Source organism: Niveibacterium microcysteis, assembly GCF_017161445.1.
GTDB lineage: Bacteria > Pseudomonadota > Gammaproteobacteria > Burkholderiales > Rhodocyclaceae > Niveibacterium > Niveibacterium microcysteis.
On sequence record NZ_CP071060.1, the window covers coordinates 3,837,102 to 3,862,844 of the forward strand.

At 65.4% G+C, this 25,743-nt stretch carries 20 protein-coding genes; 14 read left to right on the top strand and 6 right to left on the bottom strand.

Annotation, left to right across the window (positions count from 1 at the left end; genetic code table 11):
• Positions 1–37: 37 nt before the first annotated feature.
• Positions 38–2,356: an LPS-assembly protein LptD gene (locus JY500_RS17415; RefSeq protein WP_206253973.1), complete on the bottom strand. Its 2,319-nt coding sequence runs from the start codon at positions 2,354–2,356 to the stop codon at positions 38–40.
• Between the two features lie 112 nt (positions 2,357–2,468).
• Between JY500_RS17415 and JY500_RS17420 the strand changes: the two genes are divergently transcribed.
• From JY500_RS17420 to hemF, 12 genes are all read left to right on the top strand, one after another.
• Positions 2,469–3,470, top strand: coding sequence for an aminoglycoside phosphotransferase family protein (locus JY500_RS17420; protein WP_206253974.1), 1,002 nt, complete (start codon positions 2,469–2,471; stop codon positions 3,468–3,470).
• Between the two features lie 50 nt (positions 3,471–3,520).
• Positions 3,521–4,258, top strand: a complete 738-nt coding sequence (gene murU / locus JY500_RS17425) for an N-acetylmuramate alpha-1-phosphate uridylyltransferase MurU (protein WP_246479671.1) — start codon at positions 3,521–3,523, stop codon at positions 4,256–4,258.
• Positions 4,248–5,567 (top strand): aminopeptidase P N-terminal domain-containing protein, encoded by a 1,320-nt coding sequence (locus JY500_RS17430; RefSeq protein ID WP_206253975.1) that lies wholly within the window; start codon positions 4,248–4,250, stop codon positions 5,565–5,567. Before murU ends, JY500_RS17430 begins: the two co-directional genes overlap by 11 nt.
• Positions 5,568–5,586: 19 nt before the next feature.
• Positions 5,587–6,750 (top strand): FAD-dependent monooxygenase, encoded by a 1,164-nt coding sequence (locus JY500_RS17435; RefSeq protein ID WP_206253976.1) that lies wholly within the window; start codon positions 5,587–5,589, stop codon positions 6,748–6,750.
• A 111-nt stretch (positions 6,751–6,861) separates the two neighbouring features.
• Positions 6,862–8,583: a DUF1800 domain-containing protein gene (locus JY500_RS17440; protein WP_206253977.1), complete on the top strand. Its 1,722-nt coding sequence runs from the start codon at positions 6,862–6,864 to the stop codon at positions 8,581–8,583.
• Between the two features lie 12 nt (positions 8,584–8,595).
• Positions 8,596–9,981, top strand: coding sequence for a DUF1501 domain-containing protein (locus JY500_RS17445; protein WP_206253978.1), 1,386 nt, complete (start codon positions 8,596–8,598; stop codon positions 9,979–9,981).
• Positions 9,982–10,100: 119 nt separating this feature from the next.
• The gene (gene dusB / locus JY500_RS17450; protein ID WP_206253979.1) at positions 10,101–11,144 is read left to right on the top strand and encodes a tRNA dihydrouridine synthase DusB; all 1,044 of its coding nucleotides are present in this window, start codon (positions 10,101–10,103) and stop codon (positions 11,142–11,144) included.
• Positions 11,141–11,377, top strand: a complete 237-nt coding sequence (locus tag JY500_RS17455) for a Fis family transcriptional regulator (RefSeq protein ID WP_172204840.1) — start codon at positions 11,141–11,143, stop codon at positions 11,375–11,377. The genes dusB and JY500_RS17455 overlap by 4 nt, the downstream gene beginning before the upstream one ends.
• Positions 11,378–11,391: 14 nt before the next feature.
• Positions 11,392–12,981, top strand: coding sequence for a bifunctional phosphoribosylaminoimidazolecarboxamide formyltransferase/IMP cyclohydrolase (purH, locus tag JY500_RS17460; RefSeq protein WP_206253980.1), 1,590 nt, complete (start codon positions 11,392–11,394; stop codon positions 12,979–12,981).
• Positions 12,982–12,992: 11 nt separating this feature from the next.
• Positions 12,993–13,598 carry a phospholipid:lipid A palmitoyltransferase gene (locus JY500_RS17465; protein WP_172204844.1) on the top strand — a complete coding sequence of 202 codons (606 nt, stop codon included), beginning with the start codon at positions 12,993–12,995 and terminating at the stop codon, positions 13,596–13,598.
• Positions 13,595–14,869 carry a phosphoribosylamine--glycine ligase gene (gene purD / locus JY500_RS17470; RefSeq protein WP_206253981.1) on the top strand — a complete coding sequence of 425 codons (1,275 nt, stop codon included), beginning with the start codon at positions 13,595–13,597 and terminating at the stop codon, positions 14,867–14,869. The genes JY500_RS17465 and purD overlap by 4 nt, the downstream gene beginning before the upstream one ends.
• 87 nt (positions 14,870–14,956) lie before the next feature.
• Positions 14,957–15,877 (top strand): oxygen-dependent coproporphyrinogen oxidase, encoded by a 921-nt coding sequence (gene hemF / locus JY500_RS17475; RefSeq protein WP_206253982.1) that lies wholly within the window; start codon positions 14,957–14,959, stop codon positions 15,875–15,877.
• A 43-nt stretch (positions 15,878–15,920) separates the two neighbouring features.
• On the opposite strand, the gene JY500_RS17480 is transcribed toward hemF, so the two are convergent.
• Positions 15,921–17,138, bottom strand: coding sequence for an ABC transporter substrate-binding protein (locus tag JY500_RS17480; RefSeq protein ID WP_246479672.1), 1,218 nt, complete (start codon positions 17,136–17,138; stop codon positions 15,921–15,923).
• 348 nt (positions 17,139–17,486) lie between these two features.
• Between JY500_RS17480 and JY500_RS17485 the strand changes: the two genes are divergently transcribed.
• Positions 17,487–18,659 carry an acetylornithine transaminase gene (locus JY500_RS17485; RefSeq protein WP_206253983.1) on the top strand — a complete coding sequence of 391 codons (1,173 nt, stop codon included), beginning with the start codon at positions 17,487–17,489 and terminating at the stop codon, positions 18,657–18,659.
• Between the two features lie 49 nt (positions 18,660–18,708).
• On the opposite strand, the gene JY500_RS17490 is transcribed toward JY500_RS17485, so the two are convergent.
• The 4 genes from JY500_RS17490 to hemC are packed head-to-tail and all read right to left on the bottom strand — an operon-like array spanning position 18,709 to position 22,758.
• Entirely contained in the window at positions 18,709–19,884 is a 1,176-nt protein-coding gene (locus JY500_RS17490) for a heme biosynthesis HemY N-terminal domain-containing protein (RefSeq protein ID WP_246479673.1), read from the bottom strand.
• Between the two features lie 11 nt (positions 19,885–19,895).
• The gene (locus JY500_RS17495; protein ID WP_172204854.1) at positions 19,896–20,999 is read right to left on the bottom strand and encodes a uroporphyrinogen-III C-methyltransferase; all 1,104 of its coding nucleotides are present in this window, start codon (positions 20,997–20,999) and stop codon (positions 19,896–19,898) included.
• Positions 21,000–21,028: 29 nt separating this feature from the next.
• On the bottom strand, positions 21,029–21,802 hold the full coding sequence (locus tag JY500_RS17500) for a uroporphyrinogen-III synthase (protein WP_206253984.1): 774 nt from the start codon (positions 21,800–21,802) through the stop codon (positions 21,029–21,031).
• A 14-nt stretch (positions 21,803–21,816) separates the two neighbouring features.
• Positions 21,817–22,758, bottom strand: coding sequence for a hydroxymethylbilane synthase (hemC, locus tag JY500_RS17505; protein WP_425493209.1), 942 nt, complete (start codon positions 22,756–22,758; stop codon positions 21,817–21,819).
• A gap of 203 nt (positions 22,759–22,961) precedes the next feature.
• Between hemC and ppc the strand changes: the two genes are divergently transcribed.
• Positions 22,962–25,724 carry a phosphoenolpyruvate carboxylase gene (gene ppc, locus JY500_RS17510; RefSeq protein WP_172204858.1) on the top strand — a complete coding sequence of 921 codons (2,763 nt, stop codon included), beginning with the start codon at positions 22,962–22,964 and terminating at the stop codon, positions 25,722–25,724.
• Positions 25,725–25,743 lie beyond the last annotated feature (19 nt).

The following is a 25,743-nucleotide window of genomic DNA, read 5'->3' on the forward strand; positions in this document are numbered from 1 at the left end:
TGCTTCCTCTTGGCCGTGTGAGCGGCCGGAACTTGTGTCATTGCGAGCCAAAGACCGGATCGGAAACCGGCTGGCTGATTCGACCATAGCCCACCACGCTGCGTTCGAGCAGCGAGACGGGGCTGTTACCGATACTGATGGCGCCGCCGAACTCGAACTGGAAGTAGTACGCGTTCGTATAAGCGCCGGAAGTGTTGAGCAGCGATTCCGCCGCGAGACGAAACACCCAGCAGCCGCCGTTGTACTCAAGCCCGGCAATCGCCTGAGTAAGCTTGTCGGTGCGGATATCGCCGTTCACGCGACCCACGACATAGAAGTTGTTGACCACCGGCCACTGCAACGCGAGATCCACGTCGGTGTAGGACAAGCGCTGGTAGCGATAGGACGCCGAAGCCACCTTCGCAAAGCCTGGCTGGTAACGCAGGCCCACCGTGCCGCGCTCCATCCGCGTATCGCGCGGGTTGTACTGGGCAAACAGGTCCAGCGTGGTATTCGGCAGAACGCGCCCGGAGAAAGCCCCCAGCAAGTCGGCCAGCTGCTCGGTGCGCGCCGTCTCCCCGGGTAGGGTGACCTTCTGGTCCTCGAAGTACATCCGAACGCCGAATGCGGTGCGCAGGAGCTCCTCGCCGTTCTCGGCGTTGAGCAAGCGGGAGGTCACGCTGCCGGTTACCTGACTCGCGTTGGCATAGCGGTCCTGGCCCGCGTAGAGGTTCTCCGAGAAGATCTGCGCAAAACCGAAGTCCATCGGCGCCGAGTCGAAGACCGGCAGGGAGTTCTGATTCCTGTACGGCACCTTCAAGTAGTACAGGCGGGGCTCGAGTGTCTGCACGACATCACGATGACCGATGTGGCTGTCGCGCTCAAAGAACAGCCCAGCGTCCACACTGCCGATCGGCAATACCCGCGACTCGTCGAGCGGGCCGCTGGACACGCGGTCTTCCAGTGCATAGCGGGTCGCGTGCACGCCGATCTTGGGCGTGATGTAGCCACCTGGTCGCACAAAGTTGTAGGCGATTTGCGGATACACGTAGGTCCGCCAGCCCTGGTCCGAGTCCGCGCGGTGGAAATTCGCCGCTTCCATCGGCATCTTCAACGAGAAGCCACCGACCTCGGGCAGGTAGGCCAAGCCGGTCATGACCGGCAGGCGGTTGTACTGCGGCGACCCCGTCAATGACTGGATCCGCTGCGTCAGCACCGAGCCGGAGAACCAGCTGCCGGCGTTGTAGCTCAGCGAGGCCTCACGCATCAGGTTGTCGGTGGAGGTCTGCGTGACACGCGAGCTCAGGTCGGTGAAGTAGTCCTTGTCGCTGACCGCGTTGTAGTTGATGCGGCCGGTGAAGCCGCGGCCAAACTGCTGGTCGTGGATGAAGCTGACCGCGCTGCGCGACTCTCCATAAACCTCGTCCCGTGCAAGGTACTCGGTGCGCAGGCTGCCGACATAGCCGGGGTTCAGATAGCGGAATTCGTTGTTGAGCTGGACGCCGCGCCGCGCGATATACCGCGGCACCACGGTGTCGTCGTAGTTAGGCGCCAGGTTCAGGTAGTACGGCAATGTGACGTCAAGACCCGTCACGTTCGAAATACCGATTGTCGGTGCGAGCAGACCTGAGCGCCGCTCGCCGCTCAGCGGGAAGGGCGCAGCAGGCGCGTACATGACCGGAATCCCGCCGAAATGGAAGGTGCCATGCGTCGCGTCACCGACGTTCCGGTCGAAATCGAGATCCAGCTCCTTCGCCTTCACATACCAGGCCGGGTCGTTTGCCTCGCAGGTCGTGAAGGTGGCGTTTTTCAGGTGATAGCGATTTTCGCCTTCGAGCGCGATCGACTCCGCCTGGCCGTGTCCATGTACCGTCACGTCGGCCGGGCGCGTCACGCCCGCGCTGATCGCCTGCTTGCTGACTCGCGCCGGACGCTTGCGAACAATTTCGTAAGTGGGTGTATCAAACTCGCCCACCTGCTCTTCCACGCGGTAACGCAGGCGGGGGCCGCGAATCGTATCGGCGCCACGCTTGAGCACCACGTCGCCAGTCGCCACCGCTTCATCGCTGAGCAGATCGTACTGCACGCGATCGGCGTCTAGCCTTGTCGAATCACGCTCGACCACCACGCGGCCGCTCGCATCCACGCGCACATCCTGCTGACCTTCGATCTTGTCCGCGGTCACGACAGTTGCCGTGTGTTCCTTCGGTGCGGCTGGCGGTTTGGGTTGGCGCACCGTCACTGCAACCGCAGCTTGCCCGAGCGCGGCCCGGAAGGCGCTGATCGAATAGCCGGCCGGCTCAGCCGCGCGCAGCGGGGCGGCCACAAGGCCGCAGGCAAGCAGCGGCAAGGCAAGGCGCAAGTTCGGTCGGCTCAATTGGGTCACGCGTGGCGGCCGGGCGCGAAGCCCGTTTGCTAAAATGCGCGATTTTACATCAAGCACTTGGCCGCGCCCCTGCGGGACGCACGGCCGTGACTGGAGCCCCGGCTTGGATCGACTCGAACTCCTGCGCAACTGGGTCGCGCAGCAACACCCCGGCCGCGCGTTCTCGCTGAGCCCTGCCTCGGCCGACGCCAGCTTCCGCCGCTACTTCCGTGCCAGCTTCGACGACGGCGGCCCATCGCTGATCGTGATGGACGCCCCGCCCTCGCACGAGGACTGCAAGCCCTTCGTGAAGGTTGCGCGGCTTTTTGGCGCGAGCGGCGCCCACGTGCCGGACGTGCTGGCAGAAAACCACGAAGACGGGTTCCTGCTGCTCACCGATCTAGGCAGCACCACCTATTTGCAGGCGCTCAACGCCGACAACGCCGCCCATCTCTACGCGGACGCGCTGGGGGCGCTTGCCAGCATCCAGCGCACCAGCCAGCCGGGGGTGTTGCCAGAGTATTCGCGCGAACTGCTGATGCGCGAGCTTGAGCTGTTCCCGGTCTGGTACATCGCGCGACACAAGGGCGTTACGCTGAGCGACGCCGAAACAGCCGAGCTCTACGAGGTGTTCGACCGCATCCTCGAGGTGAACCTCGCCGAGCCAAAAGTCTTTGTTCACCGCGATTACCACTCGCGCAACCTGATGCACCTGCCCGCAGGCAACCCCGGCGTGCTGGACTTCCAGGATGCGGTGTACGGCCCGATTACCTACGACCTGGTGTCACTGTTCAAGGACGCCTACATCGAGTGGGACGAGGAGCTGACGATCGACTGGCTGGTGCGTTACTGGGAAGTCGCGCGCACGCTGGGCTTGCCGGTGCGCGAAGACTTCGCCGAATTCCATCGCGACTACGAGTGGATGGGCGCGCAGCGACACATCAAGGTGCTAGGGATCTTCGCGCGGCTTTGCTATCGCGACGGCAAAGACGCCTATCTGCAAAGCATGCCGCTGGTGATGCGCTACCTGCGCAAGACAGCCGAGCGCTACCGCGAGCTCAAGCCGCTCGCACGACTGCTCGACAAGCTGGACCCGGTCGAGAAGGTCGAAGGGCTGACGTTTTGACGCTCCTCTGCGCGCGCCATCGTCACAACACGCCACGCGGGGCCGTATAAATGAAAGCAATGATCCTCGCTGCAGGGCGCGGCGAGCGGATGCGTCCGCTCACCGATCGCACGCCCAAGCCACTACTGGCAGTTGGCGGCAAGCCGCTGATTGTGTGGCACATCGAAAAACTGGCGTCCGCCGGATTTGACGAGCTGGTGATCAACCACGCCTGGCTCGGCGCGCAGATCGAGGCTTACCTCGGCGATGGCCGTGCCTGGGGGGTTACCATCGCCTGGTCGCGCGAAGAGTCGGCACTCGAGACCGCTGGCGGCATCGCCTTCGCGCGCGCATTAATCGGCGACGAGCCTTTCCTTTCGGTGTCTGCCGACATCTTCAGTGATTACGACTACGGGCGCCTGGTGCCGCGCATCAAGGCCATGGTGGCCGATCCGGCAGTGCCGGATGCGCATCTGGTCATGGTGCCCAATCCGCCCTTTCATCCGGGCGGCGATTTCTCGCTCGGCACCGACGGGCGCCTCGCATTGGAAGGCTCACCCAAATACAACTACGCCGGCTTCAGCCTGCACCGGCCGGCTCTTTTTGACCACATCGTGCCGGGCAGCAAACTCGCGATGCGGCCGATCTGGAATGCGCTGATCGCGCAGGGCCGTGCCAGCGGAGAGCTACATACCGGCGGCTGGGACAATATCGGCACGCCGGCGCAGCTCGCCGAACTCGACCGTCGCCTGACGGTCACACCCGGCAGTGCTGACTGCGTCGCCGACAGGACACCCGATGAGCTTTGAACCCGCACCCTTTGCCGCGCGCCGCGCACGCCTCGCCCAACTGATGCGCGAAGCGGGTGGTGGCGTCGCCTACATTCCCACCGCGCGCGAAGCGATGCGCAACGGCGACTCCGAATACGCATACCGTTTTGGCAGCAACTTCTACTACCTGACGGGTTTCAGTGAGCCCGAAGCGGCGCTGGTGCTGATCGCGGATGACAAGAACATCGAGAGCATCCTGTTCTGCCGCGAGAAGAACCCGGAGCGCGAGATCTGGGATGGTTTTCGCCATGGCCCCGAGGCGGCATGCGAGCGCTTTGGCCTCAGCGCCGCATGGCCAGTCGCCGAGCTCGACACCCGCCTGCCTGACTACCTCGCCAACCGCGCTGCCGTGTTCCACATGATCGGGGCCGACAGCGCGGACGATGGCCGTATCGTGCGCGCGCTCGATGCGGTACGCAGCCGTGCCCGCAGCGGCGTTACACCGCCTGCCAGCGTGCGTGATCTGCGCGTGCTGGTCGACGAAATGCGCCTGCACAAGGATGCAGACGAGCTCGCAGCGATGCGCCGGGCTGCTGCCATCAGCGGTGCCGCACACGCGCGCGCCATGCGCTTCGCCCGCCCGGGTCATTTCGAATACCAGGTGGAAGCCGAGCTGATGCACGAATTCATCAGCCAGGGCGCCCGCTCGGCCGCTTACACCCCGATCGTCGCAGGCGGCAGCAACGCATGCACGCTGCACTACGTCGATAACCGCAAACAACTTGCCGACGGCGAGCTGCTGTTGATCGACGCAGGCTGCGAGGTGGATGGCTACGCCGCCGACATCACGCGCACCTTCCCGGTCTCCGGCCGTTTCAGTGGCCCGCAGCGCGCGCTGTATGAGCTGGTGCTGGCCGCGCAACTCGCCGCAATCGACAAGGCGCGCGCCGGCCAAGCCTATAACGCGTACCACGACGCGGCGGTGCGCGTGCTGACGCAAGGCCTTGTTGACCTGGGCCTGCTCGATGGCGACGTCGATGGCCTCATCGAAAAGAAGGCCTACGACCGCTTCTACATGCACAGCACCGGCCACTGGCTGGGGCTCGATGTGCATGACGTTGGCCGTTACAAGATCGACGGCGGTTGGCGGCCCCTTGCGCCAAACCAGGTGCTGACGGTTGAGCCCGGCCTCTACATCCGCCCTGCCGAAGACATTCCAGAGGCTTACTGGCATATCGGCATCCGAATCGAGGACGACGTCCTGGTTACCGACGGCGAACCGGAGGTGCTGAGCCACCACGCGCCGAAGACTGTCGCCGACATCGAAGCGCTGATGCGCGATCGCTGACACCACCGGACACCGCATCATGCCCAATACCGAGCACGCCAACACGCCCGAGCGCGGCATCCTGATCGTCGGTGCAGGGCCGGTTGGTTTGGCGCTCGCACTCGCACTGCACCGGCGCGGGCTCGCGGTGCGGCTCGCCGATGCGCGCCCGGCCGGCGCTGGTGAGCGCGATGCCCGCGTGCTGGCGCTCTCGCATGGCAGCAGGCAGACGCTCGAGCGCCTTGGCGCGTGGCCGGAGCAAGGGCCGACCCCGATCACCACGATCCATGTTTCTCAGCGCGGCGCGCTCGGCCGCACGCAAATGCGGGCTGAGGAATACGGCGTTCCGGCCTTGGGCTATGTCACGCCGGCCGCGCTGCTGTATCGCCGGCTCGCCGCGGCCGTTGCGGCCGCCGGCATCGCGTTGCTGCACGACACCGCGATCGCAAGCTTGAGCCCCACTGAGGAAGGCATTGAAGCCAGCGCCACGAACGGCCAAACCTTCAGCGCACGGCTGGTTGCATGCTGCGAAGGCGCCATCGCAGGCGAAGCGGGCGGCAATGTTCGAACCCGCGACTACGGTCAGCACGCCATCATTTGCCGCGCCCGCCTTGCCGCACCGCACCGCGGCATCGCCTACGAACGCTTCACCCCCGACGGCCCGCTGGCGCTGCTTCCGCTGGCCGACGATTACTCGGTCGTGTGGACCATGCCGGCCGCGCAGGCCGACGCTCAGATGGCACTGGACGAAGCCGGCTTCCGTGCGGCGCTTCAAACCGCCTTCGGTGGGCGTGTTCAGTTCGTGGAAACACTGGAGCGGGCGCGCTTCCCGCTCGGCCTGCGCGTCCGCGGTGACGCAGTGGGGCGACGCACGGTCTGGCTCGGCAACGCAGCGCAGACGCTGCATCCGGTCGCCGGACAGGGTTTCAACCTCGCGCTGCGCGACGTATGGGCGCTCGCGGACACCCTGACGGGGGCGGCCGACCCCGGCGAGCCAACGCTGCTCGCCCGCTATGCGCAGCGCCGTCTGCTCGACCGCCGCAGCACGATCGGCTTCACCGATTCGCTGGTGCGCGTGTTCTCCAACGACGATCCGTTGCTCACCCATGCCCGCGGCGCGGGCCTGCTGGCACTGGATCTTGTGTCGCCGCTTCGGCACTTCGTCGCCAAACGCATGCTCTTCGGCGCCCGCGCCTGGCCCTGAATTCACGTCAGAAGGCTTCCGACAGGAAATACATAATTTGTCACACTCCATTCAGATCGCATATCCTCGTAGGATATTCTCGGATTTGTTGATTTACAGGGGTGGACTTTCATGGAATTTCGTAATCTCGCTGCCGCACTGGCACTGGCTACGCTGGCCGCATGTGGCGGAGGCGGAGGCGGCAACGGAGGATCGGGCGGCGGCACAAGTGGCGGCACAACACCCACGCCGGTCGCATCGCCAACGCCAGGCGAAGCCGCCCGCTTTCTGGAGCAGGCCAGCTTCGGCCCGACCCAGGCATCGATCAATGCGCTGAGCACCAGCAACTTCAGCGCCTGGCTCGACGCCGAATTCGCCAAGCCACAAACCCTCCACAAGACAACCGTCGATCAGTTGCAGGCCGGGCTGGCTGCGGGCAAGTCGCTGGATCAATCGCACTTCTTCGAGAGCTTCTGGAAGCAGGCCGTCACCGGCGACGACCAGCTGCGCCAACGCGTCGCCCTCGCGCTGTCCGAGATCTTCGTGGTGTCCTTCGACGGCAACCTGTCGCAGAACATCCGCGGCATGGCGTCCTACTACGACATGCTGGGTCGCAACGCCTTCGGCAACTATCGCCAGCTGATCGAGGACGTGGCGATGCACCCGATGATGGGCATCTACCTCTCTCACCTGCGCAACCAGAAGGAAAACCCCGCCAAAGGTCGCGTGCCGGACGAGAACTTTGCGCGCGAGGTGATGCAGCTGTTCTCGATCGGGCTCTACGAACTCAACGCCGACGGCACACAGAAGCTCGGTAGCGACGGCAAGCCGATCGAGACCTACACCAACGACGACGTGACGGGCCTCGCCAAAGTCTTCACCGGCTGGAGCTGGGCCGGCCCGGACACTGGCGACGAGCGCTTCTGGGGTTGGGGCGCCGACGCCGACCCGGACCGAGAAGTGAAGTCGATGCAGGGCTACACGCAGTTTCACTCGCTGTCGGAGAAGAAATTCCTCGGTGTCACGGTCGCCGCGCAATCCAAGGCCGACCCGGCCGGCAGCCTGAAGCCGGCGCTCGACCGCCTGTACAACCACGCCAACGTCGGTCCGTTCATCGGCAAGCAGCTGATTCAGCGTCTGGTCACCAGCAACCCGAGCCCGGCCTATGTCTCGCGCGTGTCGGCAGCGTTCGCGAACAACGGCCAAGGCGTGCGCGGTGACATGAAGGCGGTGATCCGCGCGGTGCTGCTGGACCCGGAAGCGCGCGACGCCAGCTACGCAGTGCGTGATGATTTCGGCAAGGTGCGCGAACCAATCGTGCGCCTCGGCCACTTCCTGCGCGCCTTCAACGCGACATCGGCCTCCGGCCGCTACCTGATCGGCAATACCGACTCGAACAGCAGCGCCCTGGGCCAGAGCCCGCTGCGCTCGCCCTCGGTCTTCAACTTCTACCGGCCGGGCTATGTCCCCCCTGGCACCGCCCTCGCCGACCGCGCGCTGGTGGCGCCCGAATTCCAGATCACGAACGAAACCTCGATCGCCGGTTACCTGAACTTCATGCAGGGTGCCGTGGCGAGTGGCGTCGGCAGCGCCACCAACAACGTACGTGACGTGCAGCCGGACTTCACCGCCGAACTGGCGCTCGCCGAAAAGCCTGACGAGTTGTTGAACCGACTGGATCTGCTGCTGACGCACAACACCATGAGCGCGACGACCAAACAGACCATCCGTGATGCGGTCAACGCCATCGCCATTCCGACCGATGCCACCAAGGCCGATACCGCCCGCAAGAACCGGGTGCGCCTCGCGGTGTACCTCGTGCTGGCATCCAACGACTACCTGATCCAGAAGTAAGCGGAGACGAACATGAGCATCAATAACGCCTCCCGCCGGGAATTCCTCAAGCGCGCCGCAGCCCTGTCGGCCCTCGGCGGCGCCGCACCGTTCGCGCTGAACCTTGCCGGCATCGGCGCCGCGGCTGCAGCGACCGACCCTGACTACAAGGCCCTTGTCTGCCTGTTCTTCTACGGCGGCAACGACCAGACGAATACGGTGATTCCGTACGACGCGACCTCGTACAACGACTACTACGCCGCCCGCGACACCATCGCGCGAGCGCAAGCGGACCTGCTGCCGCTGACCACGCTGAGCGACCTTGGCGGACGCCAGCTTGCCCTGCCGAAGGAATTTGCACCGATCAAGACGCTGTTCGATGGCGGCAAGGCGGCGATTCTCGCCAACGTCGGCCCGCTCGTCGCGCCGATCAAGGATGCGGCCGAATACAAGAGCGGCAAGGTGCCGGTGCCGCCGAAGCTTTTTTCGCACAACGACCAGACCGCCACCTGGCAAGCCTTCACGCCCGAAGGTGCAAAGCTCGGCTGGGGCGGGCGCTTCGGCGATCTGCTGGGTTCGATGAACAGCAATGCGGTCTTCACTGCCGTCTCGGCGGCGGGCAACACGGTCTTCCTGTCCGGCAAGAACACGTTCCAGTATCAAATCAGCTCAAGCGGCGCGGTCGGCATCAACAACATCAATGCCACCAGCCTGTTCGGCTCACCACAGGGCGCCGCCGCACTGCGTGCCGTCAGCACCGGCAATTCATCGCAGTTGTTCGAGCGCGAGCATGGTCGCATCGTGCAACGTTCGATCGATGCACAAGCGGCAGTCGCTGCGGCTCTCGCGACCTTGCCGACCACCGATGCGCGCGTTGCCCTGCCGACTGCACAAGCCAACAACAATCTTGCGCGCCAACTGCAGGTGGTCGCACGACTCGCCGGCGTTTCGGCCGCGCTGGGCGTGAAGCGCCAGGTGTTCTTCGTCAGCATCGGCGGCTTTGACACGCACGACAACCAGCTGACGCAGCAACCCACGCTACACACCGCAATTGCCGGTGCGGTGGATTACTTCTATAACGCCACCGTGCAACTCGGGATCGCGAACAACGTGACGCTGTTCACCGGCTCGGACTTCGGCCGCACGCTGACCAGTAACGGCGACGGGTCGGATCACGGCTGGGGCTCGCATCATTTCATCGTCGGCGGTGCGGTGAAGGGGCAGGATGTCTACGGCAGCTTCCCGGTCGTGAAACTGGGCACCGCGGAAGACGTCGGCTCCGGCCGACTGCTGCCGACGACCTCGGTCGACCAGTACGCCGCCACACTTGGCCGCTGGTTCGGCGTATCGGACAGCGACCTTGGCACCATCCTGCCCAACATCGGCCGCTTCTCGACGCGTTACCTCAACTTCATCTGAGTAGGCTGCCCGGAGACCCGCGCCAGTCGTGGGTCTCCGCAACGCGCTTCGTGGACCTCGTCGACTCGGGTAGAATCACGCGCTTTTTCCGCGCTTTCGCACCCCCCGATTCCTGAGCGATGCAGTTCGCCGGCTTCCAGCTTCGCAACAATCTGTTTGTCGCGCCCATGGCGGGCGTGACCGATCGCCCTTTCCGCCAGCTATGCAAGCGGATGGGCGCGGGTCTGGCCGTCTCGGAAATGGTGACGTCGAATGCGCTGCTGTACGCCACCAACAAGACGCGCCGCCGCACCGACCACGCAGGCGAGGTCGAGCCGATCTCGGTGCAGATCGCCGGTGCCGACCCGGCAATGATGGCGCAAGCCGCCCGCTTCAATGCCGACAATGGCGCGCAGATCATCGACATCAACATGGGTTGCCCGGCGAAGAAGGTGTGCAATCTCGCCGCCGGCTCGGCCCTGATGCGCGACGAAGCACTGGTGGGCCGCATCCTCGAAGCGGTGGTCAAGGCCGTCCCCGACGTCCCGGTAACGCTCAAATTCCGCACCGGCTGGGATCGCGCGAACCGCAACGCGCCGCGCATTGCGCGGATCGCCGAAGCGTCAGGCATTCGCGCAATCGCGATCCACGGTCGCACACGCGCCGACCTGTACATGGGCGAGGCGGAATACGACACGATCGCGGCGGTGAAACAGCTTGTCGGCATCCCGGTAATCGCAAACGGCGACATCGATTCGCCGCGCAAGGCCCGCCATGTGCTCGCCCACACTGGCGCCGACGGCGTCATGATCGGCCGCGCCGCACAGGGCCGGCCGTGGATCTTCCGCGAAATCGAACACTTCATCGCGACCGGCACCGAATTGCCGTCGCCCGAAGTCGGCGAAATCCATCGCGTGTGCCGCGCGCACCTCGCTGACCTGTATGACTTCTACGGCGAGGATGCCGGCGTGCGCATCGCACGCAAGCACATCGGCTGGTACACCAAGGGCATCTTCGGTGCCCACGCATTCAGGCAGCTGATGAACCAGCAGCCGGACGTCGCGAGCCAGCTCGCGGTCGTCGACGACTTCTTCGGCCGACTTGGCGAGCACGGCGACCGGCTGTGCGACGTCGAAGTCGCCGACCACGCAGATTCACAACCTTTGCAGGAGCTCGCGGCATGAGCCGCTCCGAAGACATCGCCGATTGCGTCCGCCGCGCGCTGGAACGCTACTTCAAGGACCTGGACGGTGAGAAACCGACCGGGGTGTACGACATGGTGTTGCGCAACGTCGAGCGTCCGATGCTCGAAATCGTGCTGAAACACGCGGGCGGTAACCAGACGGTGGCCGCCGAGATGCTGGGCATCAACCGCAACACCTTGCGACGCAAACTGACCGACCACGACCTTCTCTGAGTCCCATACCCGCCATGAACGTCACCCAAGCCCTTCTCAGCGTTTCCGACAAGCGCGGCATCGTCGAATTTGCCCGCGAACTTCACGCCCTCGGCGTGAGCCTGCTTTCCACCGGCGGCACCTCCAAGGCGCTGCGCGATGCAGGCCTGCCGGTCACCGACGTGGGTGACTACACCGGATTCCCGGAAATGCTCGACGGCCGCGTCAAGACGCTGCATCCGAAAGTGCATGGCGGCATCCTCGCGCGCCGCGACCTGCCCGAGCACCTCGAAACGCTCGCCGCGCACCAGATCCCGCGCATCGACCTGGTGGTCGTGAATCTGTATCCGTTCCAGGCGACGGTAGCCAAGGAAGGCTGCACGCTGGAAGACGCGATCGAGAACATCGACATCGGTGGCCCGACCATGGTCCGCGCAGCGGCGAAGAACCACGGCACCGAAGCCGGCGGCGTCGGCATCGTGACCGACCCGGATGACTACGCCGCAATCGTCGCCGAGCTGAAATCCAACGCCGGCACGCTGTCGTACAAGACGCGCTTCGAACTGGCCCGCAAGGCCTACACCCACACCGCCCGCTACGACAGCGCGATCGCCAACTGGCTGACCGCGGTCGATGCCGACAAGCTGGTGCCGGCCGAAGCCCCGGTGCGCGCCGAATACCCGAGCCGCATCCAGTTCGCCTTCGACAAGGTGCAGGAGATGCGCTACGGCGAGAACCCGCACCAAAGCGCCGCCTTCTACCGCGACCCGAACGGCGCGGTGGGCGGCATCGCCGGCTACACGCAGCTGCAAGGCAAGGAGCTCTCGTACAACAACATCGCGGATTCCGATGCTGCATGGGAGTGCGTCAAGGCGTTTGAAACCACGGCTTGCGTCATCATCAAGCACGCCAACCCGTGTGGCGTGGCGCTCGGCGTGAGCGCCGAAGAGGCCTACCGCAAGGCCTTCCAGACCGACCCGACCTCGGCCTTCGGCGGCATCATCGCCTTCAACGTCGAAGTGGATGAGGCCACCGCCAAGGCGGTCGCAGGCCAGTTCATGGAAGTGCTGATCGCGCCGTCCTACACCGCCGGCGCGCTGGCCGTGCTGGCCGCAAAACAGAACGTGCGCGTGCTGACCTGCGCGCTGGGCCCGGTCTCGCAACTCGACTTCAAGCGTGTCGGTGGCGGCCTGCTGGTGCAGACCTACGACGATGCGCGCATCACCGCGGCCGACCTGAAGGTGGTGACCAAGCGTGCGCCGACCGACAAGGAAATGGCGGACCTGCTTTTCGCGTGGCGCGTCGCGAAGTATGTGAAGTCCAACGCCATCGTCTACTGCCGCGACGGCATGACGGTCGGCGTCGGCGCCGGCCAGATGAGCCGTGTCGACTCGGCCCGTATCGCCAAGATCAAGGCCGAGAACGCGGGCCTCGCGATCCCGGGTTGCGCGGTCGCGTCCGACGCCTTCTTCCCGTTCCGCGACGGCCTCGACGTGCTGGCGCAGGCCGGCGCAACCGCGGTGATCCAGCCCGGCGGCTCGGTGCGCGATGCAGAAGTGATCGCCGCTGCCGACGAGCAGAACATCGCGATGGTGCTGACGGGCATCCGCCACTTCCGTCACTGATCAGGTTCGTCATGCTGCAACTCGTTTCACGGGCCCTCGCGGGCCTGCTCTGCGCGCTGGCCGTGAGTACGGCCGTGCGCGCCGAAGAACCCGCCGCCGAGGCACCGTTCTACCAGCGTTGGTGGAACACCGCGGTCGACGAGACGACCGATCTCGCGACCACCGGCGACTGGAACATCTTCCTGCCGACCAAGATCTACCACCTGCCGATGGCCTACACGGCCGAGCAGCGCAACCGCTACAACGAAAGCCCGATGCCGGCCTTCGGCTTCGGCCGCGGCAAGTACACCGAGAACGGCAACTGGCATGGGCTGTACGCCATGGGCTTCCGCGATTCCAACGACAAGCCGTCGTGGATGGCGGGCTACCACTACTCCTGGTTGTGGGATATGCCGCGCCTCGAAGGTGCCTACTATGGGCTGGGTGTCACCGCCTTCATCATGGGGCGTGAGGACTACGGCAACTACACCCCCTTCCCCGCTGCGCTGCCGACCTTCACGCTCGGTTTCAAGAAGGTCGCGCTCGAAACGGCCTTTGTGCCTGGCGGCAAAGGGAACGGCAATGTCTTCTTCATCTGGTTCAAGCTCAATCAAGCGGAAAGGCCCAGTCAGCCATGAAATTGCTCGTCATCGGTTCCGGTGGTCGCGAGCACGCGCTCGCATGGAAGCTCGCGCAATCGACGCGGCTGCAGAAGGTCTATGTCGCGCCGGGTAACGCCGGCACCGCACGCGAGCCCGGCCTCGAAAACGTCGCGATCACGGCGATCGACGAACTGATTGCGTTCGTGCAGAAAGAGCAGATCGGCCTCACGGTGGTCGGCCCCGAGGCACCGCTCGCCGCGGGTGTGGTGGACGCCTTCCGCGCCGCCGGGCTGCCGATCTTCGGCCCGACCAAGGCCGCCGCGCAGCTCGAAGCCTCGAAGGATTTCGCCAAGCAGTTCCTCGTCCGCCACAAGATCCCGACCGCGAAGTACCGCACCTTCTCGGACGCCGCGCAGGCCCATGCCTACATCGACGCCGAAGGCGCGCCGATCGTGATCAAGGCCGACGGCCTCGCGGCGGGCAAGGGCGTCGTTGTCGCGATGAGCCTCGACGAGGCCCACGCCGCGATCGACATGATGCTGGTCGGCAACAAGATGGGCGATGCCGGTGCGCGCGTCGTCATCGAAGAGTTCATGCAGGGCGAAGAAGCCAGCTTCATCGTCATGGCCGACGGCAAGCATGCGCTGGCACTGGCCACCTCGCAGGACCACAAGCGCCTGAAGGACGGCGACGAAGGCCCCAACACCGGCGGCATGGGCGCCTACTCGCCCGCCCCGGTCGTCACGCCCGAGGTGCATGCCCGCGTGATGCGCGAGGTCATCAACCCGACGCTCGCCGGCATGGCCGCCGACGGCCTGCCCTACACCGGCTTCCTCTACGCTGGCCTGATGATCGACGGCGAGGGCAAGCCCCGCGTGGTCGAATTCAACTGCCGCATGGGCGACCCGGAGACGCAGCCGATCATGGCACGCCTGAAGACCGATCTGGTCGACCTGGTGGAAGCTGCGCTTGCCGGAAAGCTCAACGAAGCCGAAACCGAGTGGGATCGCCGCGTCGCATTGGGCGTGGTGGTCGCCGCAGGGGGCTATCCGGACGACCCGAAGAAGGGCGATGTGATCAGCGGGCTCGACTACAAGACGGACGACGTCCACGTCTTCCATGCCGGCACGGCCGACAAGGATGGCCAGGTCGTCACTGCCGGTGGTCGTGTGCTGTGTGTCACAGCGCTGGGCGACTCGGTGCGTGAAGCCCAGAACCGCGCCTACGAAGCGATCAGCCAGATCAGCTTCGACGGCATGCAGTTCCGCCGCGACATCGGGCATCGCGCGGTGGCGCGCAAGGGCTGACAGCGCTCGGGTATGCTGCTGCATTGAAAGGGCCGGGCAACCGGCCCTTGTCTCATGTAAATCCGGTTCTACCTCTTGAGTGCTCTGATGAACGCTGACCCGATCCAGACCAAGGCCTATTTCGTCGACCTGCAGGCGCGCATCGTTGCTGCACTCGAAGCGCTCGATGGCACCGCCTTCCGTACCGACAGTTGGGAACGCCCCGCCGGCGGAGGCGGCCTGACGCGTCTGGTCGAGGAAGGCAATCTTTTCGAGCGCGGCGGCTGCAATTTCTCGCATGTGATGGGCGGCGGCATGCCGGCCTCGGCCACCGCGCATCGGCCCGAACTCGCCGGCGCGCCCTTCGAGGCGATGGGCGTGTCGCTGGTGCTGCATCCGCGCAATCCGTACGTGCCCACGGTACACATGAACGTGCGCTGCTTTATCGCCACGCCCGAGGGCCGCGATCCGATCTGGTGGTTTGGCGGCGGCATGGACCTGACGCCCTACTACGGTTTCGAAGAAGACGCACAGCACTTCCACCGCTGCTGCCGCGACGCGCTTGCACCTTTCGGCGCCGACTACCATCCACGCTTCAAGGAATGGTGCGACCGCTACTTCTTCCTGAAGCATCGCAACGAGCCGCGCGGCATCGGCGGTGTTTTCTTCGACGACCTTGGCGCCAACGGCGAGATCGATTTCGACAGTGCATTCGCGCTGACGCGTTCGGTCGGCGACGCATTCCTCGGCGCCTACACGCCGATCGTCGAACGCCGTCATGGTTTGCCGTTTGGCGAACGCGAACGCGACTTCCAGGCCTACCGCCGCGGCCGCTATGTTGAATTCAACCTGGTCTTCGACCGCGGCACGCTGTTCGGCCTGCAGTCCGGTGGGCGTACCGAGTCGATCCTGATGTCGATGCCGCCGATCGTGAAGTGGCGTTACGACTGGCATCCGGAGGCGGGGTCGCCTGAAGCGCGGCTGTACGACGAGTTCCTCACCGGACGCGACTGGCTCGCTGCGCTTTGAGCCGCAACGGGCGACATCGCGCCGCCGTTGCGATCAATGCCGACTAGCGATCGGTCGTCTTACGGCCGACGATCACTGCAGTCATTTCGTCCTTGTGCGCGTAGGTGATGTGGCCATCGCGAATTTCGCCGGTCACGACCATGTCGGTCGTGATCGCCTCATGGTCGCTATGTGAATACGGTTTCTGGTAGGTCGTCACCACACCGAATACCTGTGCCTGCAGATTCTCCAGCGCGTTGCGCACGGCGGTGCCCTGCGTGGAATTGGCCTGCTTGATCGCCGCCGCGAGCAGCAGCATCGAGTCGTAGCCCTGCGCCGCAGACACCGCAGACGGAATGCGCTCCAGCCCCGATTGCTTGCGGTACGCGATGAGGAATTCCTGGCGGCGTGAGGTGATCGGTTCGGCAATGAAGGTCTGCGTCATCCGCGCACCGTCACCCGCCTTGCCCGCGTTCTGGATAAAGTTGTCGAGCGAGAGCGTCCAGCTGCCCAGCAGCGGCACCTTCCAGCCCTCCTTCGCGCGCGCTTTTGCAATCGCCGCCAGTTCCGGCCCGATGCCCCACACCAGCAGCGCCTGCGCCCCGGCCGCGCGGGATTGCGCGATCAGCTTCTGCATGTCGGTCTGACCAAGGTCGAAACCGCCTTCAAACACAGGTTTCAAGCCGCGGGCTTCCATCGCGCGCTTGAGGTTCTCAACCCCCTGCCGGCCGTATGGCGTGTTGTCACCCAGCAACGCGAACTTGGAGAACTTGTAGCGTTCGACGACCTCGGCGATGAGTCGCGTGGTCTGGATCGAATCGCTCGCGGCAAGCCTGAAGACGTAGCTATCCGGCACCTGAGGCGGCGCAAACTGCTGCGTGATCGGCGCACCGGCAGCCATGTTCACGATCACCGGGATCTTCGCCTGCTGGAAGTGCTTCAACGCCACCAGGCCCACGCCGGTGTTGGCGATGCCCAGCATCGCTTCGACCTTCTCCCGCTCGACCAACTCGCGGGCAGCCGCCTCGCCCTTCTCGGGATTCGCCTCGTCGTCACGCTCGACCAGCTGAATCTGCCGCCCAAGCAGGCCCCCCTTCCAGTTGATCTCGGCAACCGCCATGCGCACGGCGTGGAGCATCGAGATGCCCATCGGGGCCGAACCGCCCGAGTAAGGCCCGATCACGCCGATCTTGATCGGCTTGGCCGCGTCGTCCGCAGCCTGGACACTGCCGAACGCAAGCGCCATCAGCAAGCCGACGGACCAGAAGCGAAGTCTGCACACGCTCATCCCCTTCATGCAAAAGGCATGATTTTCGTGATTTCCTTGGCATAAGGACAGCGAAAACCGCGCAGGCATTCCCCTACGCAAAACTACGGAGAAGGCGCACCTCACACCGCAAACAAGTGGCTTGACGCAACTTGTTTTGCACTGCACTATGGCGACATGCTTCTCTTGGCCCTATCCCTTCGACGCCGAACCCCCGCCGGCCGCACTCGCTGCGGCACGTCTTCGTTCGCGCGCAGGATTGCCGAAGCGTCATAGTCCAGCGAGAAGCAAGCTGGATCCCCGACCAGGCCGCGGACATCCCGCGGCCTTTTTGTTTTCTCCGCCCACCGAAAGGAAACACCCATGAACTCGCCTCATCCCGAACACGCGCTGATGGACATCGCCGCCCGCCCCACCGCCGTCATGGTGCGCGGCAGCGGTTCCTGGCTGGAGGACGCGGAGGGGCGACGCTATCTAGACTTCGTGCAGGGCTGGGCCGTCAATTGCCTTGGCCACGCCCATCCCGCGATCGCGCAGGCGTTGGCTGAACAGGCAACGCGTCTGGTCAATCCGAGCCCGGCGTTCTTCAACGATGCATCAATACGCTTTGCCAACCGGCTCGCTGCGTGTTCCGGGCTGGACGAGGTGTTCCTCTGCAACACCGGCGCCGAGGCCAACGAAGGCGCGATCAAGCTGGCGCGCAAGTGGGGGCGCCTGCATCGAAACGGCGCGCACGAAATCATCACCTTCACGGATGGCTTCCACGGCCGCACGATTGCAGCCATGTCGGCCTCCGGCAAACCGGGCTGGGACACGATCTTCGCACCGCAGGTACCGGGCTTCCCGAAAGCCACGCTGAACGACCTCGCCTCGGTCGAGGCATTGATCGGGCCGCAGACCGTGGCCGTGATGCTCGAACCCATCCAGGGCGAAGCCGGCGTGCAACCCGCTACGCTGGATTTCCTGCGCGCACTGCGGGCGCTCTGCGATGCACGCGGCCTGTTGCTGATCCTTGACGAAGTGCAGACCGGCATCGGCCGCACCGGCACGCTGTTCCGCTATCAGGCGGCCGAGATCACGCCGGACATTCTGACGCTGGCCAAGGGGATCGGCGGCGGGGTGCCGCTGGCGGCACTGCTGGCGCGCAAGTCGGCCAGTTGCTTCAGCCACGGCGACCAGGGTGGCACCTACTGCGGCAACCCGTTGATGGCGGCGGTCGGTAATGCGGTGCTGGACATCGTGGACACGCCCGCGTTTCTCGCCGGCGTACGCGAACGCTCGGCGCAGCTGATCGTCGGCCTGAACGAGCTCGTCACCCGTTTCGACCTGGCTGGCGTGCGGGGTGCGGGTCTCTTGCTGGCGCTGGAACTCGGCCCACGCCATGACGCAACGGCCCTGGTGCAACGGGCTCGTGAGGCCGGGCTGCTTCTGAACGCGCCGAGGCCCCACTGCTTGCGCCTGATGCCGGCACTCAACGTGAGCGCGGACGAAGTGACGCAGATGCTCACGATGCTTGCGGCACTGCTGCAGGACTGAGTGAAGTACGTTGCGGCGCCTGACGCTCGGCGCCGCAACGCAGGATGCATCAGCCGGTGAGTTCGGCCGCGCTGCGGAAGTGTTTGAGCGCCAGCTCGTTCCGGTCGAGCTGTTCGGCAAGCCGCGCCAGTTCGAGGTGTGCGGCGCGCGAAGGCGCTACGGAAAGGGAAGCCTCCAGGTAGCTCTGTGCCTTACCCCACAGCTGCTGCTGCAGGCACAGGCGGCCCAGCGTCAACAACAGTCGCTCATCACGCGGCTGAGCACGCAGCCAACGCTCGGCCTGCCCGATCCGCTCGATCAGCGTGCCACCTTCGATGCGGCCGTAGAGTTCGGCCAGCGCCGAATCCCAGTTGTCGTCCAGCGCGTCACCAATTGCCTCCGCCGCAAGTTCGCCCTGGCCGGAAGCGTTCAGCAGCAAAGCCGCATCGCGCACCAAACCGCGGTCGTTGCGCTCGGGTTTAGGAATCTGGCGCCAGTAGCGCACCATGCCCTCGGGGTTGCCCTCGAGTTCGCGCAGGCTCTCAAGATGCGCGCGGCGAACCAGCGGCGCGGCCTGTTCAGCGGTGAAGGCGCGGTGGCTCGCGAGCTGTCGCGCCAGACGCAGCACATCGCCCCACATGCCACGCGCCGCAGCCGTCTGCACCGAGAGTCGCAGCGCCGCGATATGCCGGTGACCGCCTTGCCGCAGCGCGTCGAGTCGCTCGGCAGCCACGTCGAAGCGGCGATCCGCCACCGCGAACTCAGCCTCGGTCATCAAACGCGCCACGCGCACTTCGCGGTCGTGCTCGGCCGCACGGCGCAGCCATTCCTCACAGCGCACATGCTCACGCATTGCGTGGCTGGCTCGCGCGGCGATCAGCGCCGCAAGGCCGGGGGATTCGTTGGCGCGGTAGGCAGCATCGGCTTGCGCATGTGCGCGGCCGTAGCGGCCTTCCACCAGGAAGCGCTGCGCGTCGCGCAAAGCTTGAATCGAACGCTGCTTGCGCTGTTGCGCACGAAACGCCGCGACCGCCCCCGGCAGCGCGAGCGCCCGCGCCACCAGCCGCGTGGCCATGTAGAGCAAAGCGAACAGGCCGACCGAGAGGATCGCGAGCAGGTTCAGCGAGATATGCAGCCGCCAAGGCGGCCACACGAACAACGCGTAGGCATCGTTATAGCGGGCGACGATCGCGAGGCCGGCGGCCAGCGCGAAGATACTCAGAAGCCAGAACAGGGCGCGCATCATGCTCGGGGGCCTCAGCGCGCGCCGGCAACGCGTGCGCTGTGCAGCGAGCCAAGCGTTTCGTTCAGGTTGGGCAACTCGACCGACAGGCGCGCGCCCTGCGCCTTGCGCAGATCAGCCAGACGCATCGCGACCTCACGGTCCTCGACATCGAAGTAGCGCTCCATCCACGCAGCGGCCTGCTTGGTGTCTTCGCGGAAGACGCGACCGTCGCGCTGAAGCAGTGCGAGGCGTGCAGAGAGCAACCGCAGGCGCAGGTTCTCGCGCAGGAACACGGTTTGTGCGGGCGACAGCAGCGCCGGGTCGGGCCGGTCGAGCCGCTCGATGCGGATCAGGCCGCGCAGCTCCGTCCAGAAGTCACCGAGCAAGCGCGCATACCAGGCCGGCGGCTCGACGACGGCCGGCGCGGACTGTTCGACCGGCTTCGCACCCTTCTTCGGTTGCGGCTTGACCACCTTCTCTTGCTTCGGCGGTGAATGTTCGAAGGCCAGCGGCAGGGTGTCGACGCGATCGATCAGGTTTTCCAGCGCGAGCCCCATGGCCGAAATATCGGCCAGCGGCAGGGCCTTCAGGCGCTCGATATCGCGTGCGATCGACTTCCGCAGCGGCAGCAGCTGCGGCCGCTCGAAGCCGGCAAGGCGAGCCTCTGCGCTCTGCAGCGCGATGAGCGCCGCCTGCACATTGCCGGCCAGCTGCAACTGCTGCTGCGCAATGTTCAGCGCCTGCTCGACTTCGGCCAGCACCCATTCATCGCGCGAGCGCGACAGATCCTGATACAGCGCTTCCAGTGCAGCCTGTTGGCCCTGCGCCTCGGCCATGCGGGCTTCCTGCACCGCGAGGCGGTTGCCCATCGCCTGGATCGAGTCCTGGATTTCCTTCGCGCGCCCTTTGACTTCGCGGGTCGCAGCATCGGATTCGCCAAGCCGCTGCGCAACCTGCTGCTTGAGCACTTCGAGCTGCGCGCGGGTTTCGATCCATTGCCAGGCAAGCAAGGCCAGCACCACAGCGCCAGCGATCACCAGCGGATGGCCGAGGCTGCGCCAGCCGCGGCGCCCCTGAGGCGCGGCGGGTGCGGCAGCTGGCGTGACGGGAGTGGAGGTTTCGCTACTGGTATCCATGGGTTTCATGATAACCCGATGCCGCGCGCTCAGCCTGCGGCGAAATGGGCGCAAAGCCCCGCCAGCAGGCCAGCATCGGCCGCATCGGTCAGCACAACATGGGTAAATCCGGCTGCGCGAGCTGCATCCGCCACCCGCACATGCGGCGCGAAAACCGGCACGCGCAGCACGGATTCGCCAGCGGACTCCAGCTGCGCCGCGAGGTGGCGAACCGCTTCACTGCTGGTGAGCGTGATCGCGTCCAGCCGGCCTTGCATACTCGCCTCCGCCAGCGCGGGGACATCCACTTCGGGCGCCAGGCGGCGGTAACAGGTGAAGCAGCGCACCTGCGCGCCACGCGCCGTCAGGGCATCACCAAGCAACTCGCGCCCCCCGTCGCCACGCAGGATCAACACCCGCTTGCCCGCAATCGCAGCGGGGGCAAATTCGTCGAGTGCCAGCACGCCTTCACTGTCGAAACGCGCGCTTGGCACCAACACCTGCTCAAACCCGGCTTCGCGCAACGCGGCCGCGCTGCCAGGCCCGACGGTTACCGCCCGAGGCCCCGGCGGCCAGGCGCGATGCGCCCGCACGCCCGCGAGACCGTGGTTGACGGCGTTGGCGCTGACGAAGAAGGCGAAATCGTAATCGTCGAGCGAGCGCGCCAAGTCGGCAAACTCGGCCGCTTCTTCGATCGGCGCGATATCCAGCAGCGGCAGGCGCCAGGCCCGCCCGCCTTGAGCCTCGATCGCGGCGCAAAGAGCGTCCGCCTGCGCCGCCGGGCGCGTCACAAGAATCGTGCGGCCTGCCAGCGCAGCGGGCATCCCAGCTTGCCGGCTCAGTGCGTAGACAATTGCGACAGAATCTCGGCAGCGCCCTGTGCGCGCAGCGCTTCGGCCACCCGCAGGCCAATCGCTTCGGCATCGCCCGGCGCACCACGCAGCTCGGCGCGCACGAAACGGCTGCCGTCCGGCAAGGCGACGAAGCCGCGCAGGAACAACTCACCGTCGGCGATCTGCGCGTAGGCGCCAATCGGCACCTCGCAGCCGCCGCCGAGCGCCTTCGTCACCGCGCGCTCCGCCAGCACGCAGGCGGTGGCCGAGCGATCGACCAGCGGCGCGAGCCAGGCACGCACATCGGCGCGCGCGGCGATCGCCTCGATCGCTAGCGCTCCCTGCCCCGCTGCGGGCAGCGACACTTCCGCCGGCAGCGTGCCGCGGATGCGCTCGCCAAGGCCAAGGCGCTTGAGCCCGGCCGCGGCCAGCACGATCGCGTCGTACTGCCCCTCATCGAGCTTGCGCAGGCGGGTATCAAGGTTGCCACGCAGGGGCGTCACGCCAAGGTAAGGATACTGCGCATGGATCTGCGCCTCGCGCCGCAGGCTGGAGGTGCCAACCACCGCGCCGGGCGGCAGCTCATCGAGTGAGGCGTACTTGTTCGACACGAAGGCATCGAGCGGAATCTCGCGCTCGAGGATCGCGGCGATACAGAACGGGTCCGTCAATTCGGCCGGCACATCCTTCATCGAATGCACCGCGATGTCGGCACGGCCATCAAGCAGCGCCGTTTCCAGCTCTTTCACGAAGAGGCCCTTGCCGCCCACCTTCGACAGCGCACGGTCCAGAATCTGGTCGCCGCGCGTCGTCATGCCAAGCAGTTCCACCCGGGTTTGCGGATAGAGGCCTTCGAGCAGGGCTTTGACATGCTCGGCCTGCCACAGGGCGAGACGGCTTTCACGGGTGGCGATAACGATGCGTTCGGGTGCGGGGCTGGTCACGATGACAAGGGCCTTGCGGCCGGATTCGATAAGGATTGCGATGGTACCACCGCACAATTTTTGATCGGCAAACGCATACAAAGGCCTGATAAGCTTCAAAATATTGCGGTGCAATGTCAAAATTGCGACGTTTACGCACGGCCCTTGCCCCCGAACCGTACAAAGGCCGCCCGGGGATCACCCCCAATCCCACAGCAAAACCGACAATGAGCGATCAGGCTAAGCAGGAAGCAGCGAAGGACCTCCCCCTCAAAGAAGATATCCGTCTTCTTGGCAGGATTCTCGGTGACACCGTCCGCGCCCAGGAGGGCGAGGCGGCATTCGATTTGATCGAGCGGGTCCGCCAGACCTCGATTCGCTTCCGTCGTGATGACGATATCGCCGCTCGCCGCGAACTCGAAGCGATGCTCGATTCGCTGTCGCGCGACCAGACGATCCATGTCGTGCGCGCCTTCAGCTACTTCTCGCATCTGTCGAACATTGCCGAAGACCAGCACCACATCCGCCGTTCGCGCATGCATGCGATCGCCGGCTCCGCCCCGCGGGAAGGCACGATGGCGCGCGCCATCGAAGCGGCCTTCGAAGCGGGCGTGACGAATGAGCAGATCGCTGACTTCTTCGAAGAAGCTTTCGTCGGGCCGGTGCTGACCGCGCACCCAACGGAGGTGTCGCGCAAGTCGATCCTCAACTGCCAGCTCAAGATCGCCCAGTTCCTCGATGCGCGCGATCGCATCCAGATGACGCCCGAGGAGATCGAGGAGAACGACGCCGCCCTGCGCCGCGCTGTGCTGACGATGTGGCAGACCCGCATGCTGCGGCCGACCAAGCTGTCGGTGCTCGACGAAGTCGACAACGGCCTCTCGTACTACAGCTACACCTTCCTGCGTGAGTTGCCGAAGCTCTACGTCGCGCTCGAAAACCTGCTCGCCAAGCATGGCGAGACCTGGAAGAACATGGAGCTGCCGGCGTTCCTTCGCATGGGCAGCTGGATCGGCGGCGACCGCGACGGCAACCCGTTCGTTACCGCGGATGTGCTGCGCGAAGCGATGCGCATGCAATCCACGGTCGCGCTCGAGTTCTACCTGCATGAACTGCACATCCTCGGTAGCGAGCTCTCGCTGGCCCAGTTGCTGGTCAGCGCATCCGACCAGCTGATCGAACTGGCCAACCTCTCGCCGGACAAGTCGCCGCACCGCAGCGATGAACCTTATCGCCGCGCGCTCGCAGGCATCTACGCCCGCATGTCGGCCACCGCAGAAAACCTGCTCGGCCACCGCGTCGGCCGCCCGCCGGTCGGGCAAGCCGAACCGTACGCCAGCGCCGACGAACTCGCGGCAGACCTCGAGACGGTGCATCGTTCGCTGCTCGCGAACGGTTCCGGCACGCTCGCGCAAGGTCGCCTGCGCCGCATTCGCCGCGCAGTGAAGGTTTTCGGCTTCCACCTTGCCGCAATCGATCTGCGTCAGAACTCGGACGTGCATGAGCGCACCGTCGCCGAGTTGCTCGCCGCGGTGCGCCCCGGTTTCGACTACCGCGCCCTCGACGAGGAAGGCCGAATCGCCGCGCTGCTCGAAGAGCTCGCGACGCCGCGTCCGCTTGCGTCGCCCTTCGTGCAGTACTCCGACGAAACCGTCGGCGAGCTGGAGATCTTCCGTGCGGCAGCCGAAGCCCATCGCCTGTACGGACGCGATTGCATCCACAACGTCATCATCTCGAAGACGGATGGCGTGTCGGACATGCTCGAACTCGCGCTGCTGCTGAAGGAAGTCGGTCTTCTGCGGCCGCATGAGCGCGCGATCGACGTCAACATCGTGCCGCTGTTCGAGACGATCGGCGACCTGCAAGCCGCCAGCGCAACGATGGACCGTCTGTTCGCGATTCCCGGCTACCGCGAACTCGTCGCCAGCCGCGGCGACATGCATGAAGTGATGCTCGGTTACTCGGACTCCAACAAGGACGGCGGTTTCATGACCTCCGGCTGGGAACTCTACAAGGCCGAGATCCAGCTGATCGAGGTGTTCAAGCGCCACGGCGTGAAGATGCGTCTGTTCCACGGCCGCGGCGGCTCGGTTGGCCGCGGCGGCGGCCCCAGCTACCAGGCGATCCTGGCGCAGCCGGGCGGCGCGGTGCAAGGCAAGATCCGCCTCACCGAACAGGGCGAGGTGATCTCGTCGAAGTACGCCAACCCGGAAGTCGGTCAGCGCAACCTGGAAGTGCTCGCCGCCGCCACCTTCGAGGCGACGCTGCTGGCGCATCCGGAAGCTGCGCCGCGCGCCGAATACCTGGAAGTGATGGATCGCCTGTCGGAGCACGCGTTCAAGGCGTACCGCGGGCTGGTCTATGAAACCGAGGGCTTCGAGAAGTACTTCTGGGAATCGACGGTGATCTCCGAGATCGCGAACCTGAATATCGGCTCGCGCCCGGCGTCACGCAAGAAGACCACCGCAATCGAAGACCTCCGGGCAATTCCGTGGGTGTTCTCGTGGGCGCAGTGCCGCTTGATGTTGCCGGGCTGGTTCGGCTTCGGCGCAGCGGTGCGCGCCTTCCTCGCCGAGCGGCCGGACGGCATGCAGGTGCTGCAGTCGATGCACAAGGAATGGTCGTTCTTCGCCACCATGCTGTCGAACATGGATATGGTGCTGGCCAAGAGCGACATCGCCATCGCCTCTCGCTACGCTGCGCTGGTGCGCGACGAAGCGCTGCGCGAAGCGATCTTCCCGCGCATCCGCGCCGAACATCAGGCCACCATCGACGCCCTGCTTGCCATCACCGGCCAGCAAGAACTGCTCGATGGCAACCCCTTGCTCAAGCGTTCGATCCGCAATCGCTTCCCGTACCTCGATCCGCTCAACCATGTGCAGGTCGAGCTGCTGCACCGCTATCGCGACGGCAACGAGGAGGAACGCATCAAGCGCGGCATCCATCTGTCGATCAACGGTATCGCGGCGGGCCTGCGCAACTCGGGTTAAGTTGGGCCGGGGGCGCAGC

Excerpts from the sequence above, each read along its gene's own strand:
- JY500_RS17440 (WP_206253977.1), top strand. The coding sequence starts at position 6,862 with ATGGAATTTCGTAATCTCGCTGCCGCACTGGCACTGGCTACGCTGGCC.
- purH (WP_206253980.1), top strand. The coding sequence starts at position 11,392 with ATGAACGTCACCCAAGCCCTTCTCAGCGTTTCCGACAAGCGCGGCATC.
- JY500_RS17485 (WP_206253983.1), top strand. The coding sequence starts at position 17,487 with ATGAACTCGCCTCATCCCGAACACGCGCTGATGGACATCGCCGCCCGC.
- JY500_RS17490 (WP_246479673.1), bottom strand. The coding sequence starts at position 19,884 with ATGATGCGCGCCCTGTTCTGGCTTCTGAGTATCTTCGCGCTGGCCGCC.
- JY500_RS17500 (WP_206253984.1), bottom strand. The coding sequence starts at position 21,802 with ATGCCCGCTGCGCTGGCAGGCCGCACGATTCTTGTGACGCGCCCGGCG.
- JY500_RS17495 (WP_172204854.1), bottom strand. The coding sequence starts at position 20,999 with ATGGATACCAGTAGCGAAACCTCCACTCCCGTCACGCCAGCTGCCGCA.
- murU (WP_246479671.1), top strand. The coding sequence starts at position 3,521 with ATGAAAGCAATGATCCTCGCTGCAGGGCGCGGCGAGCGGATGCGTCCG.
- JY500_RS17455 (WP_172204840.1), top strand. The coding sequence starts at position 11,141 with ATGAGCCGCTCCGAAGACATCGCCGATTGCGTCCGCCGCGCGCTGGAA.
- ppc (WP_172204858.1), top strand. The coding sequence starts at position 22,962 with ATGAGCGATCAGGCTAAGCAGGAAGCAGCGAAGGACCTCCCCCTCAAA.
- hemF (WP_206253982.1), top strand. The coding sequence starts at position 14,957 with ATGAACGCTGACCCGATCCAGACCAAGGCCTATTTCGTCGACCTGCAG.
- JY500_RS17430 (WP_206253975.1), top strand. The coding sequence starts at position 4,248 with ATGAGCTTTGAACCCGCACCCTTTGCCGCGCGCCGCGCACGCCTCGCC.
- purD (WP_206253981.1), top strand. The coding sequence starts at position 13,595 with ATGAAATTGCTCGTCATCGGTTCCGGTGGTCGCGAGCACGCGCTCGCA.
- dusB (WP_206253979.1), top strand. The coding sequence starts at position 10,101 with ATGCAGTTCGCCGGCTTCCAGCTTCGCAACAATCTGTTTGTCGCGCCC.
- JY500_RS17445 (WP_206253978.1), top strand. The coding sequence starts at position 8,596 with ATGAGCATCAATAACGCCTCCCGCCGGGAATTCCTCAAGCGCGCCGCA.
- JY500_RS17465 (WP_172204844.1), top strand. The coding sequence starts at position 12,993 with ATGCTGCAACTCGTTTCACGGGCCCTCGCGGGCCTGCTCTGCGCGCTG.
- JY500_RS17435 (WP_206253976.1), top strand. The coding sequence starts at position 5,587 with ATGCCCAATACCGAGCACGCCAACACGCCCGAGCGCGGCATCCTGATC.